General features: G+C 72.2%; 11 protein-coding genes. 7 read left to right on the forward strand and 4 right to left on the reverse strand.

What is annotated here, in order from left to right:
* Nucleotides 1–4: 4 nt before the first annotated feature.
* From HNP84_RS16550 to HNP84_RS16570, 5 genes are all read left to right on the forward strand, one after another.
* On the forward strand, nucleotides 5–1,471 hold the full coding sequence (locus HNP84_RS16550; RefSeq protein WP_185050602.1) for a family 43 glycosylhydrolase: 1,467 nt from the start codon (nucleotides 5–7) through the stop codon (nucleotides 1,469–1,471).
* 330 nt (nucleotides 1,472–1,801) lie between these two features.
* Complete coding sequence (locus HNP84_RS16555; RefSeq protein ID WP_221336323.1) at nucleotides 1,802–3,106, forward strand: extracellular solute-binding protein; 1,305 nt, start codon at nucleotides 1,802–1,804, stop codon at nucleotides 3,104–3,106.
* Nucleotides 3,103–4,002, forward strand: coding sequence for a carbohydrate ABC transporter permease (locus HNP84_RS16560; protein WP_246518210.1), 900 nt, complete (start codon nucleotides 3,103–3,105; stop codon nucleotides 4,000–4,002). Before HNP84_RS16555 ends, HNP84_RS16560 begins: the two co-directional genes overlap by 4 nt.
* A complete protein-coding gene (locus HNP84_RS16565) occupies nucleotides 3,999–4,826 on the forward strand; it encodes a carbohydrate ABC transporter permease (RefSeq protein WP_185050603.1) in 828 nt (275 codons plus the stop codon). Before HNP84_RS16560 ends, HNP84_RS16565 begins: the two co-directional genes overlap by 4 nt.
* 14 nt (nucleotides 4,827–4,840) lie before the next feature.
* A complete protein-coding gene (locus HNP84_RS16570) occupies nucleotides 4,841–7,171 on the forward strand; it encodes a glycoside hydrolase family 3 N-terminal domain-containing protein (protein WP_185050604.1) in 2,331 nt (776 codons plus the stop codon).
* Nucleotides 7,172–7,195: 24 nt separating this feature from the next.
* Here HNP84_RS16570 and HNP84_RS16575 read toward each other — a convergent pair whose 3' ends face one another.
* From HNP84_RS16575 to HNP84_RS56070, 4 genes are all read right to left on the reverse strand, one after another.
* Complete coding sequence (locus HNP84_RS16575) at nucleotides 7,196–8,233, reverse strand: LacI family DNA-binding transcriptional regulator (RefSeq protein WP_185050605.1); 1,038 nt, start codon at nucleotides 8,231–8,233, stop codon at nucleotides 7,196–7,198.
* 252 nt (nucleotides 8,234–8,485) lie between these two features.
* A complete protein-coding gene (locus HNP84_RS16580; protein ID WP_221336324.1) occupies nucleotides 8,486–10,690 on the reverse strand; it encodes an RICIN domain-containing protein in 2,205 nt (734 codons plus the stop codon).
* Between the two features lie 274 nt (nucleotides 10,691–10,964).
* A complete protein-coding gene (locus HNP84_RS16585) occupies nucleotides 10,965–11,909 on the reverse strand; it encodes an NmrA/HSCARG family protein (RefSeq protein WP_185050606.1) in 945 nt (314 codons plus the stop codon).
* Between the two features lie 104 nt (nucleotides 11,910–12,013).
* Nucleotides 12,014–12,766 (reverse strand): IclR family transcriptional regulator, encoded by a 753-nt coding sequence (locus HNP84_RS56070; RefSeq protein WP_185050607.1) that lies wholly within the window; start codon nucleotides 12,764–12,766, stop codon nucleotides 12,014–12,016.
* Nucleotides 12,767–12,894: 128 nt separating this feature from the next.
* Between HNP84_RS56070 and HNP84_RS16595 the strand changes: the two genes are divergently transcribed.
* Nucleotides 12,895–14,247, forward strand: a complete 1,353-nt coding sequence (locus HNP84_RS16595; protein WP_185050608.1) for an MFS transporter — start codon at nucleotides 12,895–12,897, stop codon at nucleotides 14,245–14,247.
* Nucleotides 14,244–15,176: a PDR/VanB family oxidoreductase gene (locus tag HNP84_RS16600; protein ID WP_185050609.1), complete on the forward strand. Its 933-nt coding sequence runs from the start codon at nucleotides 14,244–14,246 to the stop codon at nucleotides 15,174–15,176. The genes HNP84_RS16595 and HNP84_RS16600 overlap by 4 nt, the downstream gene beginning before the upstream one ends.
* Nucleotides 15,177–15,240 lie beyond the last annotated feature (64 nt).

Below are 15,240 nucleotides of genomic sequence, written 5' to 3' on the forward strand. Positions count from 1 at the left end.
GCTCATGTCGTTCACCGTCCTGCCGGGCACGGCGCGACGGGTCCTCACGCTCGCCGCCGCCCTCGTCGTCATGATCGCCATGTCGGTCGTCGTCACGGCCGGACGCGCCGCCGCGGCGCCCGGCCCGTCCTTCACCAACCCCGTCGTCCCGGTCCCCAACAGCGCCGACCCCACCCTCGTCTTCCACAACGGCGCGTACTACTACGTCGCCACGACCTGGACCTCCGACGTGGTCATGCGCCGCTCCACCACGATCGCGGGCCTGCGCAGCGCTCCTGAGCAGCTCGTCCTGCGGACCGGCGGGACGACGATGTGGGCCCCGCACCTCGAAATGATCGGCGACCGCTGGTACCTGTACTACTCGGTCGAGCAGTGCTGCGCGCCCCGCCGTACCCACGTCGCCGAGAGCGCCGGGTCCGACCCGCTCGGCCCGTACACCTATCGCGGGGTGCTCAACCTGATGCCCGACAACGGCTGGGCGATCGACGCCGCGCCGATCCGGCTCAACGGCGCCCTCTACATGACGTTCTCCGCCTTCGCGCCCGAGGACGGCCTGCAGTCGCTCTACATCGCCCCGATGGCGAACCCGACGACGGCCGCCGCGTACGGCCGGCGCATCTCCGCCCCGACCCTGGCGTGGGAGCGCCAGGACGGCGCGGTCAACGAGGGCCCCTTCGCGCTGCAGCGCGGCGGGCGCACGTTCCTGACGTACTCGGCCAGCCACTGCAACGGCCCCAACTACAAGCTCGGCATGCTCGAACACCGCGGCGGCGACCCCCTCGCCGCCTCCTCCTGGACCAAGTTCCCCAACCCGATCTTCCAGCGCAACGACGCCAACGGCGTGTTCGGGCCCGGCCACCACTCCTTCTTCACCTCGCCCGACGGCAGCGAGACGTGGATCGCCTACCACGCCAACTCCTCACCGAGCCAGGGTTGCGGCACCACCCGCACCACCCGGGTGCAGAAGATCTCCTGGAACGCCGACGGCACCCCGAACCTCGGAGTCCCGGTCTCGACCTCGACCGTGCTGGAGGGCCCGTCGGGCGAGGTGGCGCCCACCTATTCCAGGATCCGCAACCGGCACAGCGGCCTGTGCCTGGACGACTACGAGTGGGTGACCACCCCCGGCGCGGAGGTGCACCAGTGGACCTGTAACGGCGCCGCCGTCCAGGACTGGATCCTGACCCCCGTCGGCGACGGCTACCACACGATCGTCAACCGGCACAGCGGCCTGTGCCTGGACAACCGCGACTGGGCCACCGCACCCGGCTCACCCGTCCAGCAGTGGACCTGCAACGGCCTGGCCGTGCAGCAGTGGCGGATCACCTCGGTCGGCGGCGGCTACTCCACCCTGACCAACCGGCACAGCGGTCTGTGCCTGGACGACTACAACTGGGGCACGGCCGCCGGCTCCGAAGTGCGGCAGTGGACCTGCAACGGCCTGGCCGTCCAGCAGTGGACCATCGCCTGAAGGGCGGCATGAATCCGCCTGAAGGGCGGCTTGAATCGCGTGCGCCGTCCTGGCGCCCCGGCGCGGGCGCGGCAATGCGCCGCGCCCGCCCGTCGCGGACGCATGGGCCCGAACCATCCCCCAGGAGGAGCTGGTTCGGCCGGCGTCGTTCCGAAAGAGTTTCGTAACGGCTGAACGGCAACTCCTTGTCGCCCTGCGCAGCCGCATGTCAGTGTGCCGGTTCAGCAGGCGCCGCAGATCGCGGGCGCGAACGGCTTCTGGAGCCGGGCCACGCAGATCGCGGACCTTGCCGATGCCGCGCACCCATGCAAAAGGACGGAAGGGCGCCTCATGATGCGTACACCTCTCACAGCCTGCGCCCGGCGGCTGGCGGCCGCCATCGCCACGATGTCGGCCGCCATCACCCTGACGGCCTGCGGGACCTCCGGTCCCGCGAGCCCCGGGCCGTCAGGAGGGCTGACGATGTGGGCGTTGTCGGACCAGACGATCCTGAAGGACTCGGTCGAGGCCTACAACAAGGATCATCCGGACAAGAAGATCACTCTGCAGTTGTTCGCCAACGACGACTACAAGCAGAAGCTCCGGGTGGCCTTCGGCGCGGGCCAGGCTCCCGACATCTTCTTCAACTGGGGAGGCGGCGCGCTCAACGACTACGTCAAGGCCGGCAAGGTCGCCGAGATCACCTCCGCCGACGTGGACCACGGCCGGTTCACGCCGAGCGTGCTGAAGACCGCCACCTTCGACGGCAAGGTGTACGGCGTGCCGTGCAACGGGCTCGCGCCCGTGGTCCTCTACTACAACAAGAAGGTGCTCGGCCAGGCCGGGCTGCAGCCGCCCAAGACGTGGGACGACCTGCTGGCGGCCGTCAAGACGCTCAAGGCCGAGGGCGTCACGCCCCTGTCGCTCGCGGCCAACTCCAAGTGGCCCACGCTCATGTACACCGAGTACCTGCTCGACCGCATCGGCGGCGCGCAGGTGTTCGCCAGGATCGCGGCCGGTGACGCCTCCGGATGGAACGATCCCGCCGTCACCAAGGCGACCAAGGCGCTGCAGGACCTCGTGGACGCGGGCGCCTTCGGTGACAGCGCCTCCTCGATGAACTACGACCAGGGAGCCTCGACCGCCCTGGTCTACACGGGCAAGGCGGCCATGACCCTCATGGGCACCTGGGAGTACGCCAACTTCGTCAAGGCCGCCCCGGACTTCGTCTCCGGCGGGGACCTGGGCTACACCGTCTTCCCCACGATCCCCGGGGGCGTGGGCGACCCCGGCGCCATCGTCGGCAACCCCTCGAACTTCCTGTCGGTGAACGCCGCCGCCGGGGACAAGGCCGTCGCGATGACGTACCTGAAGGAGTACGTGCTCAACGCGGCCCAGGTGGACGCCTACCTCAAGGCCGGCAGCGTGCCGCCGGTGAACGGGCTGGAGGCCGAGCTGGCCGCCCTGACCACGGCCGACAGGCCATGGCTGGAGTTCGTCTACGGCCTGGTGAAGAAGGCGCCCACCTTCCAGCTCTCCTGGGACCAGGACCTGCCGTCGGAGCAGGCCGATCCGCTGCTGACCAACATCGACAAGTCCTTCCTCAAGCAGATCACCCCCGAGGAGTTCGGGCAGAACATGAGCAAGGCGGCATGAGCCCCTCCACGGCAGATGGCCGGCGCCGGATGACCGGCGCCGTCATGGCGGCCCCCGCGCTCGTCCTGTTCGTCCTGTTCGGTGTCGTCCCGCTGGCCGGGGTGCTCGTGCTGAGCCTGGCGGACTGGGACGGGCTGGGCCCGCTCGGCTGGGCCGGCCTCGTCAACTGGCGAGACGTCCTGGCGGACGGCGCGACGTGGGACGCGCTGTGGCTGACCGTCAAGGTGATGGCGCTGAGCTGGCTGATCCAGACGCCGATCGCGCTGGCGCTGGGTCTCTTCCAGGCCCCGCGCGGGCGGGGGCGCGCGTTCTTCGCGGTGCTGTGGGTCCTGCCGCTGCTGCTGTCGGCGGTGGCGATCGGGCTGACCTGGCAGGCGCTGCTGGATCCGTCCTTCGGCATCGGCTCCGCGCCCGGCCTGGGCCGGCTGGCCCGTCCGCTGCTGGGGTCGCCGGAACTGGCGCTGTACGTGGTCATCTTCGTCATCGCCTGGCAGTTCGTCCCGTTCCACGCGCTGCTCTACCAGGCCGGCATCCGGCAGATCCCCGCCACCCTGTACGAGGCCGCCGCGCTCGACGGCGCGGGCCGCAAGGACCGCTTCCTGCGGATCACCTTGCCGCAGTTGCGCTACACGATCGTGACCTCCAGCACGCTGATGCTCGTCGGCTCCCTCACCTACTTCGACCTGATCTTCGTCCTGTCGGGCGGCACCGGCGGCCCCGGGACGGCCACCCGCGTGCTGCCGCTCGCCATGTACATCACCGGTTTCCAGTCCCATGACATGGGCGCCGCCAGCGTCATCGCCACAGTCCTGGTGGTGACCGGCCTGGTACTGTCGCTGATCACCACGCGCCTGTCGGGCTTCACCCGCATGGACAGCCGGCAGGAGGGCCTGTGACCACCGTCCGCGCGTTGCACCGTGCGGTCTCCGGCGGAGCCGCACTGGTGTGGACGGCGATCGTCGTCGTCCCGATCTACTGGGTGGTCGTGACGAGCCTGCGCGAGCGCGCCGAGTTCGTCACGTCGAGCCCGCTCGCGTTGCCGGGCGACCCGACGTTGGCCAACTATCAGACGGTGCTGTCCGGCGGGTTCGCCGGATACCTGCTCAACAGCGTGATCGTCACCGCCGCCACCGTGGCGGTCACCATCGTGGTGTCGCTGATGGCCGCGTTCGTCATCGTGCGGCACGGCTCACGGTGGTCCCGGCTGTACTTCCGGTTGTTCCTGCTCGGCCTGGCGATCCCGCTGCAGGCGGTGATCATCCCGGTGTACCTGCTCATCATCCGGATGAGCCTGTACGACAGCCTGCTCGCGATCATCCTGCCGTCGGCGGCGTTCGCCGTGCCCGTCACCGTGATGATCCTGGTGAGCTTCCTGCGGGACGTCCCCCGATCGCTGTTCGAGGCGATGGTCGTGGACGGCGCGACCGAATGGCGGCTGCTGCTCGACCTGGCGGCGCCGCTGGCCCGCCCGGCGCTGATCACCGTGGCGGTCTACGACGGGTTGCAGGTCTGGAACGGATTCCTGTTCCCGCTGATCCTCACCCAGAGCGACGAGCGGGCGGTCCTGCCGCTCGCGCTCACGCTCTACCGCGGCCAGTTCGGCATCGACGTGCCCGCCACGATGGCCGCGGTGGTGCTGTCCACGCTGCCGATGCTGGCGGTGTTCGTCCTCGCGCGCCGCCACCTCGTCGCCGGGCTGACCGCGGGTTTCTCCAAATAGCTCAAGGAGTTCGCATGACCACCACTTCGACCGGCCAGGCGACCGGCCCCGGCCTGCTTCTCGCGGAACGGGTGGAGGCCCTGCTGGCCAGGCTCACCCTGCCCGAGAAGGTCGCCCAGCTCTGCAGCGCCTGGGAGGACGTCGAACCGGCCGGGCCCGAGGTCGCGCCCGGCATGAACCTGCTCGGCCGGGTCGGCGACCTCGACGAGACCGCCCGGCACGGCCTCGGCCAGCTCACCCGCCCGTACGGCACCGTCGCGCGGCCCGCGATCGAGCACGCCCGGATGCTCGCCGCCCGCCAGGAACAGGTCATGGCCCAGAACCGGCACGGCATCCCCGCGATGGCGCACGACGAGTGCCTGACCGGGTTCACCGCGTTCGGCGCGACGATCTACCCGACGTCGCTGGGCATGGCGGCGACGTTCGACCCCGCCCTGATCGGCCGCGTCGGGGCCGCGATCGGCGCTGACATGGCCGAGGCCGGCGTCCACCAGGGCCTGGCCCCGGTCGTGGACGTGATCCGCGACTACCGCTGGGGCCGCTGCGAGGAGACCTTCGGCGAGGACCCGTACCTGGTCGGCGAGATGGCCGAGGCATACGTGCGCGGGCTGCAGGGGGCGGGGGTGTACGCCACCGTCAAGCACTTCGCCGGCTACTCCGCCTCCATGGGCGGGCGCAACCACGCCCCGGCGCGCGTGGGACCCAGAGAGCTGTGGGATGTGCTGCTGCCGCCGTTCGAGCGGCTGGTCGCGGCCGGGGTCGAGTCGGTGATGAACTCCTACGCCGAGATCGACGGCGAGGCGCCCGCCGCGAGCCGGTGGCTGCTGACCTCGCTGCTGCGCGACCGGTGGGGTTTCGAGGGGACCGTCGTCTCCGACTACTGGTCCATCCCGTTCCTGGTGAGCGCGCACCAGGTTGCCGCGGACCTGCCCGGCGCCGGGGTGCTGGCCCTGCGCGCCGGGATGGACGTCGAGCTGCCCGACCAGCGTGGCTTCGGCCGCCCGCTCGTCGAGGCCGTGGAACGGGGCGAGCTGGACGAGGCCGAGGTCGATCGGGCCGTGCGGCGCGTGCTGCGCCACAAGATCGCGCTCGGGCTGTGCGACCCCGGCTGGGATCCGCGGCCGCCCGCCCTGCGCGCCGGGCACCTCGACCTGGACAAACCGGAGAACCGCCGGGTCGCGCACGCCGTCGCGCAGGGCGCCGCCGTGCTCCTGTCCAACGACGGCGCCCTGCCGCTCCCCGCGACCGGCCGGATCGCCCTGATCGGCCCCTGCGCCGACGACGTGCGCACCATGTTCGGCTGCTACAGCTTCCCCAACCACGTGCTGTCCGGCCGCCCGGAGCTCGGCATCGGCGTCGAGGCGCTCTCCCTGCGCGAAGCCCTGGCCGCCGAGCTGCCCGGCGTGAGCTGGGAGTACGCGCAGGGCTGCCCCGTCCGGGACGACGACCGGTCCGGTTTCCCGGCCGCGGTCGCCGCATGCCGGGGGGCGGACCTCGTCGTGCTGGTGGTGGGGGACAAGCCCGGCATGTTCGGCATCGGCACGTCGGGCGAGGGCTGCGACGTGGAGGACCTGCGGCTGCCCGGCGTGCAGGAGCACCTGGTCGAGGCCGTGCTCGCCGCCGGCACGCCGACCGTGCTGATCGTCAACAGCGGCAGGCCGTACGCCGTCGGCGGGTTCGCCTCCGCCGCCGCGGCCATGGTGCAGGTGTTCCTGCCCGGGGAGGAGGGCGGCAGAGCGGTGGCGGAGCTGCTGTCCGGCCGGGTCGACTTCAGCGGCAAGCTGCCGGTCCAGATCCCGGCCACGCCCGGCGGGCAGCCGTACACGTATCTGCACCCGCCGCTGGCCGACCGGCAGAGCGCGCTGTCCAACCTCGACCCCACGCCCGCCTTCCCGTTCGGGCACGGACTGTCCTACACCACCTTCCACATCGGCCCGCTCGTCGCCGACCGCGAGCAGGTGCCGACCGACGGCGCCTTCACCGCGTCGGTGCCGGTGCGCAACACGGGCGCGCGGCGCGGCGCCGAGGTGGTACAGCTCTACGCCGCCGACCCGGTGGCGCAGGTCACCCGTCCCGTCCGATGGCTGCTCGGCTTCGCCAAGGTGGAGCTCGACCCCGGAGAGCAGGCCGAGGTCCGCTTCGACGTGCACACCGACCGGCTGGCCTTCACCGGGCTCGACGGCCGCCGCATCGTCGAGCCCGGCGAGATCCACCTGTACGCGGGACCGTCCAGCGCCGACACCCCGGCCCATGCGGTCGTCGAACTCACCGGCGGCGTGCGGACGGCCGAGGTGCTGCGCCGCCATCGCGTTCCGGTGACCGTCGGCCGGGCCCGGCCCGTCTGAGCGCACGCGACAGGGCGCCTTCTCTCACGCCTGTGCCGCGTTCCTCGGCGCGGTGGAGGTGCGCAGGACCAGCTCCGTGGCGAGCTCGATCCGCGGCGAGGCGGGCGCCCTGCCGTCGGCGAGCCGCATCAGCACCCGCATGGCCTCGTGCCCGAGTCGCTGGAATGGCTGCCGTACGGCGGTCAGCGGCGGGCAGGCCATGGCCGCCACCAGGGTGTCGTCGAAGGATATGACGGACAGTTCGCCGGGAACCGCGACTCCGTGCTGCCTGGCCGCCTCCAGGACGCCCAGGGCCTGCGCGTCGCTGGCCGCGAAGACGGCCGTCGGCGGCTCGCGGTCGCGGAGGATCTGCCGCGTCGCGGTCAGCGCCTCGCCGAAGTCGAAGTCGGTCGCCCGTACGATCGCCGGGTCGTAGGCGATGCCGGCCTCGGTGAGCGCGGCGCGGTAGCCGTGAAGGCGTGCGGCCCCGGCGGGCGAATGGGATCGGCCGGCCACCATGCCGATCCGCGTGTGCCCGAGGTCGAGGAGATGCCGGACCGCCATCCTGGCGCCGTTCCGGTTCGTCACGCCGATGCTCGGGATGTTCGGCGACGGCGCGCTGAGCGGATCGACGAGCACCACGGGCAGCCCCTGCTCGACGATGCGGTGCTGGTCCTGCTCGGTCAGCATCGAGATGACGATGATCACCCCTCGGGCGCCGGCCTCCACGCACTCCTCCAGCCATCCCGAGATCGAACGCTTGCTCGTCGTTCCCACGATGACCTCGACGCCCATGTCCCCGGCGGCCTCCACGATGCCGCGCGTGATCTCCAGCGTGTACGGGCCGGACAGGTCGCGGAAGACCGCGAGTATCTGGCGCGGCGCCTGCCGGTCGCCCTCCCAGGGGCGGACGTAGCCGTGCCGTTCCAGCAGCGCCTCGATACGCGCCCGGGTCGCCTCGCCGACGTCGCGCCGCCGGTGCACCACCTTCGACACCGTGCCGAGCGACACCCCGGCCTCACCGGCGATGGCAGTCAGCAACCCGTACTGCGTGTCGCGGCGTTCCTTCGCGCGATCTGCCATTCCCTGGCCTGACCCTCCCCAGCCGCGCAGGCAGGCTGCTTCATCCGAAAACCGGTGCGGAAAACTAGCCCGCAGGAGCGCTCACGCGCAAGCCTCCGGCGACCGAGGCGACCGAGGCGACCGAGGCGACCGAGGCGACGGACGCGACGGACGCTACGGAGGCGACGACGCTGTGTAGGCGACGGCGCCACGGAGCGGCGGCCGCGAGAAAGGGCGCTCCTCACTCGCGGCCGCGCCTCCCCCGTACGGCGGTTACGCCCGGCTCCACCTCTGGGTGGCGTTGCCGAGAGCCGTCCACAGTTGCACCGGCGATCCGTTCGCCGTCGCCCAGCCACTGACGTCGATGGCCAGGCCGTTGGAGCGGTTGACGATGGATCCGTCGAGGCGGAACCACCACTTCTGGCTCGTCTTCCCGTTGCACGGCCACAGGATCAGGCGCGTACCGGGGGTGGCGCCGTCACCCGCCGCGGCGAGGCAGTGGCCCGCGACGCGGAGCTCGCCCGAGGCCGTCGCCGTCACCCGCTGGTTCTGGTTCCCGGTGCAGTCCCAGATCTGCACTTGCACGTCCACCCGGCCGTCCGGCACGTCCAGGCAGCGGCCGGAGTGACCGCCCCGCAACGTGAAGGTGACATCCGTCGCCGGCGGGTCCTGGACGAGCAGCCACTCCTGCGAGTCGTCCGCCGACGGGTTCTCGGAGGCGTTGATCGGCTCTCTGAGCTCGACGGCGGCGTCCCGGGCCGCGCCGGTGACGAACAGCCCCGGGTTGCGGACCGACCGGATCTTGTAGTGCCCGTCCGCCGAGGGAACGAGGGTCCACAGCTTGTCGGTGGCTCCGTCGTCCACCCACTGGGCGAGGCGCCGGCCGGCCGTCGCGTCGCCGGTCCAGATGGCGACCGCGCGGCCACCGGCCTTGTTGAGCAGAGTCACGTCGCCGCCCTTGGCCGTCAGATGCCAGCGCTGCGCGTCGGCTGCGGCATCCCGCGTTCGCAGGACCAGGTCGGGGACGTCCCCGGTGAGGTTCGCGTCCTGCGTCTTGCCGGCGTCGGGGCTGAGGGCCTGACCGGTCAGGCGGTTGACCAGCGTGTGGTAGGCGCCCTCGGACCGGCCGAGGTCCACCTCGGCGTAGCGCACGGGGCCGATGCTCCCGCCGCTCCACGAGGCCTGGAGGATCAGGACGCGCCCCGTGCCTTCGACGTACTGCAGATTGCGGCTGTAACCCGCGGCGATCGTCGTCTGGTACTCCTTCCAGGCGCCGTTGCTCAGCCCCGACTCGTTCACCCAGACGCTGCCGCTGCCGCCGGCGTTGAAGGCGACTCGCCCGTCGGGCATCGCCAGGAGCACCGGGCTGCCGCCCGTCGCCAGGGGCCGCGCCCCCGCGGGCACCGGCAACGCGGTGATCGCCGCGTCACCGGAGGCGAAGAACCGCAGCGGGTCATCGGCGATCTTGTATCGGACGTTCGGCCCACCGCCGAAGTACTCGTAGGTGAGGAACCACTTGCCGTCCGTGGCCGGGGCGACGGTCGCCATGCCGGGGCGTCCGCCGCCGATCTGCCTCTTGCCGTCACCCCGGTCCACGGTGAGACCGGCGACGTCCACGACCGGATCACTCCAGGACGCGCTGCGACCGTCCCACGTCTTGTGCACGAGGATCTGGCCGTGCGAGTCCGGCGCCGTGTCGTTCGCGGGGTCGAGGATCGGCACCCCGGTGGCGGGGTCGAAGCCGAGATAGTCGTTCTCGTCGGAGTAGTAGGCGACGAGCCGGTTGCCCCGGGCGATGAGGTGCGGTTCCCAGAGCGGATCGACCTGCGCGTACGTGTTGGCCCTGGAGACGCGCCCGATCGCTCCCGCGCTTCCGCCCTGCCAGCCGCCGGTGGCGATGATGTTCACGAAGCTCCAGGTCGCGCCCTGGTCGGTGCTGGAGTACAACGCGAGCGCCAGGTCCCGGCGGTCGCCGTCGCCGGACGGCGTCCAGGCGGGATCGGCGGCCTTCTGCTCGCGGTGGTAGAGGTCGTCCCCCGACACGACGCTCGCGAGAAGCAGCGTCCCGGCGCTCAGGGCTCCCACGTCCTGCGGGAGCACGTAGAGATACGGGTTGGTCCAGTTGCTGGTGTACTTCGCGTGCCGGGGGTCGCCGGACAGGTAGGCGGGAGCCTTGACATCGGCCAGCTTCTGCCAGGTCGTGCCGCGGTCGTCGCTCTTGTGAATGGGGATCGTCTGTCCCACCACGGCGCTTTGACTGTTCTCGAACGCCGCCACGATCCGGCCGCCGGAAAGCTGGGCCGACTTCGGGTAGAGAACGCACGGCCTCTTGTTGCACGCGGCCGGGTTCTCCGCCACGTACAAGTCGGCAGGGCTCGGCTGGTACGCCAGCGCGCTCGTCGCCGGGACGATGGCGCACGCGATGCCGATGCCGACCGCCGCCATAAGCGTGGTGATGCGTCTCACCAAGGTCAACATGGTGTCTTCCTCGCTTCGCTGTGGCACCAGGGCCGCGGACACCCGGTGCGCGGGTCGGCGCCCGCCGCGCGAGATCCAGATCACGGAGCGCCATTGCCGGAAGTCTGGGACATCGGGGAACGCGGTCTCAAGGCTTACGAAAACCTTTCGTTGCGCACGCGTTTCCCGCGATCGCCGGCCGCTGCCCGAGCCCGGCGGCCTCCCGGCGCTCGCGCTCGGCCGGCACCGGGTGGAGCACGACCTCGATCGACCCGGCCTTGCGCCTGGGCGGCGGTCACCCCAGGTCCGCGAACCTGTCCCGGTTGGCGGCCAGCCAGGTGGCGAAGTCCTGGAGGCGCGGGTTCAGCTTGCGCACCTCGGCGGGGTCGCGGACGCCGGCGAACGCCTCCTCGTGCTCGGCGTAGAAGTAGAACATGTTCGCCAGATCGTCCGCGCCGGGGAACGGCATGGCGCGCAGGGCGTCCACCGTCATCGGCCGGTAGGCGACGTGCCGGCCCAGCTCCTTGCTCAGCGCGGCGGCGTACTCCTCCCCGGTCAGGTTCTCCCCGGAGATGCTGATCGTCCGGCCGGCCTGCTCAGGGCCGCGTGCGAAGACGCCCAGAGCGGTGCGGCCGATGTCCTCCGCGGCGATTCCGGGCAGCTTGCGGTCGCCCATCGGCAGCCGGAGCGCCAGCGCGCCGTCCTCGTCGGGCACGGGCCGGAAGAAGTCCAGGAACGCCTCGAAGTAGAACGTGGTGGACAGGAACGTGGTCGGCACGCCGGCCTCGGTGAAGAACGCCTCGGCCTCGGCCTTGCCGTCGAAGTGCGGGACCTTGTAGCGGCCGGCCAGCGTGGGCACGCTGTCGCCGGTGAGGTGCCGGCGGGTGTCGGGCAGCGTCGACCAGATGGCGTGCTGGACGCCGGTGGCCTTGGCGGCGGATGCCATCGCCCTGGCCTGGGCCTGCTCGCGCTCGACGGAGTTGTGCTCCCAGAACGCGGTGACGAAGAACGCGCCGTACGCGCCGCGCAGCGCCTCGGTCAGGCTCGCCTCGTCGTCGGCGTCGGCGGCCACGACCTCGGCGCCGCGCGCGGCGAGCGCCCTGGCGGCCTCGGAGCCGGGGTTCCGGGTGAGCGCGCGGACGGCGAACGGGCCCGCCGGGTCGTCCAGGATGGCGCGGGCGAGGCCGCCGCCCTGCTGCCCGGTGGCGCCTGCCACGGCGATGATCTTCTTGTCGGTCATCGGGTCCATCTCCCTCTGGGGTGCCGGATGTCTTGCGTCTCCGAGCCAACCCCTCCGGGATTGACGGCTCGTGCACGTCCGCATCATGCGGCGTGCACGCGTCGTCATGGGGTACGGACGTCGAGCGCGCGGCTGAGCGCCATCCCCGACAGTTGCAGCGGCTGGACCAGCGACCAGGCGTGCCGGTCGTTGGGCACCACCAGGCCGAGCGCCGCGATCACCTGGCCGGACCCGCGCACCGGCACGGCGATGCCGGTGGCGTCGGGGTGGATGTGCCCCGCGCACAGGGCGATGCCGCGGCGGCGGACGTCGGCGAGGGCGGCGCGCAGGGCGCGCGGGTCGGTGATCGTGTGCGGGGTGAAGGCGGGCAGCGGCCCGGACAGCACGCGGTCGCGTACCTCGGCGGGGGCGTGGGCGAGCAGGACCAGGCCCGCGGAGGAGGCGTGCAGCGGCAGCCGGCCGCCGACCTCGGTGAAGGTGACGACCGCGCCCGGCGCGACCAGCCGTTCCACGAACAGCACCTCGTCGCCGTCGAGGATGCCGAGCTGGGTGGAGTGGCCGACCACGTGCTGAAGGTCGTCCATGAACTGCAGCGCGGCCTCGCGCAGGGCCCGCACCGGGGAGGCGCGCTGGGCCAGCTCCCACATCCGGTTGCCGATGCGCACCCGACGCCGCTCGTCGCGGGCCAGCAGCCCGTGCCGGGTCAGCTCCTCCACCAGGCGGACCGTCGTGGCGATGGGCAGGCCGGCGCGGCGGCTGAGCTGGCTGACGGTGAGCACCGGCTCCTCGGCGCTGAAGGCCGACAGGATGCGCACCGCGCGCGTGAGCACCGATTCGCCGCTGGATGACCTGGCCACGCCCACATCATCGCCGCTCGTCCCCGGTGCCGGCACCCCGGGTCATCCATTGAATGGATCGGCTGTGGTTCCGCGTGCGTAACCGGCTCATCATCGACTGCTAACCCACCCCCGAGGAGGCCGGTTAGATGCGCTCGTATCCCGCGGAGCTGCGCGCCCGCATGGACGACGGTCCGATGTCCCGCCTGCAGTGGTCGGCGATAGCCGTGTGCGTGCTGCTGAACGTGCTGGACGGTTTCGACGTGCTGGTCATGTCCTTCACCTCCGCGGCCGTGTCGGCCGAGTGGGGCCTGTCGGGCTCGCAGCTCGGGCTGCTGCTGAGCGCGGGGCTGGTCGGGATGGCGCTGGGGTCGCTGTTCCTGGCGCCGCTGGCCGACCGGATCGGGCGGCGCGCGCTGATCCTGGTCTGCCTGACGGTGGCGGCGGCGGGCATGCTGCTGTCGGCCGCGAGCCGGGACGCCGTACAGCTCGGGCTGCTGCGGGTGCTCACCGGCGTCGGCATCGGCGGCATCCTGGCCGCCAGCAACGTCATCGCCGCCGAGTACGCCAACCGGCGCTGGCGCGGCCTGGCCGTGAGCCTGAACTCCACCGGCTACGCCGTCGGCGCCACCGCCGGCGGGGTGATCGCGGTCGCGCTGCAGGGCTCGTACGGCTGGCGCTCGGTGTTCGCCGTCGGCGGCGTCGCCACCGCGCTGCTCGTCGGCGCCGTGCTGTGGCGGCTGCCGGAGTCGCTGGACTTCCTGCTCACCCAGCGCTCGCCGCGTGCCCTGGACCGGCTCAACGCGCTGCTGGCCGCGATGGGCCGGCCCCCGCTGGACTCGCCGCCCGGGGCGCCCGAGGCGCCGGCGGCCGAGCCCGCGCCCCGCCTCCGGCAGATCCTCTCGCCCGCCCACCGCCGCAACACCCTGCTCACCTGGGCCGGCTTCTTCGCCGTCATGTTCGGCTTCTACTTCGTCACGAGCTGGACCCCCAAGCTGCTGGTCGAGGCCGGGATGTCGGCCGGGCAGGGCATCACCGGCGGGGTGCTGCTCAACCTCGGCGGCATCTTCGGCGCGACGCTGCTCGGCCTGCTGGCCGCCCGCTTCGCGCTCAAGCGCGTGCTGGTCGGCTACACCCTGGCCACGGCGGCGCTGCTGACCGTGTTCGTCCCCGCCACCTCGGTGTACGGGCTGGTGTTCGCGCTCGGCGCGCTGATCGGGGTGTTCGTCAACGGCTGCGTCGCCGGCCTGTACGCGCTCACGCCGTCGATCTACCCGCCCGAGGTGCGGGCCACCGGCGTCGGCTGGGGCATCGGCGTGGGCCGAATCGGCGCGATCGTGTCCCCGCTGGTGGCCGGATGGCTCCTGGACGCCGGGTGGGGGCCTGGCCGGCTCTACCTGCTGGTGGCGGCGGTCCTGGTCGCCGGCGGGCTGGCCGTGCACGCCTTCCGGATTCCCGCCGCCGCCGCGCCCGCCGCCGTCGCCGCCGGGGAGGGCCGATGACCGCGCTGGACCTGCGGGTGAGGAGCAAGACCCGGGTGGCCGACGGCGTGGTGGCCCTCACGCTGGAGCACCCGTCCGGCGGCCGGCTGCCGGACTGGACGCCCGGCGCGCACATCGACCTGATCCTGCCGAACGGGCTGACCCGGCAGTACTCGCTGTGCGGCGACCGCTGGGACCCGCACGCCTACCGGATCGGGGTGCTGCGCGAGCCGGACGGCCGGGGCGGGTCGGCGTACGTGCACGACGTGCTGGCCGAGGGCGGCACCGTGGCGATCGGCGGGCCGCGCAACAACTTCCCCCTCGCGCCGTCCGAGCGCTACCTGTTCATCGCCGGCGGGATCGGCATCACCCCGCTGCTGCCCATGATCCACCAGGCCGAGCTGCTGGGCGCGGACTGGCGCCTGCTGTACGGAGGCCGGACGCGGGCGTCGATGGCGTTCACCGGCGAGCTGGCCCGCTACGGCGAGAAGGTGACCTTCGTCCCGCAGGACGAGGTCGGCCTGCTCGACCTGCCCGAGCAGCCGCCACCGGATGCCAAGGTGTACTGTTGCGGCCCCGCCGGGCTGCTGGAGGCCATGGAGCGGCGCGCCGCGGGCTGGCCCGCCGGAACGCTGCGCACCGAGCGGTTCGCGGCCAAGGACACGGGCACCCCCGCCCGCGACGAGCCGTTCGTGGTGGAGCTGCGCCGCTCGGGGCTCTCGGTGACGGTCGCCCCCGGCCGGTCCGTCCTGGACGCGATCAACGACGCCGGGATCGGGGTGCTGTCCTCCTGCCGCCAGGGCCTGTGCGGCACCTGCGAGACCGGCGTGCTGGAGGGCGAGCCGGACCACCGTGACGCGCTGCTGGACGACGCCGAGCGGGCGGCCGGGGACTGCATGTTCGTCTGCGTCTCCCGATCCCGCTCCGGCCGTCTCGTCCTCGACCTGTGACCCCGGTACCGAGCCGCGACGAACCGCGACGAACCGTGACGACCTCTGAGGAGCTGTGACCCGC

The organism is Thermocatellispora tengchongensis, from assembly GCF_014202315.1.
Lineage (GTDB): Bacteria > Actinomycetota > Actinomycetes > Streptosporangiales > Streptosporangiaceae > Thermocatellispora > Thermocatellispora tengchongensis.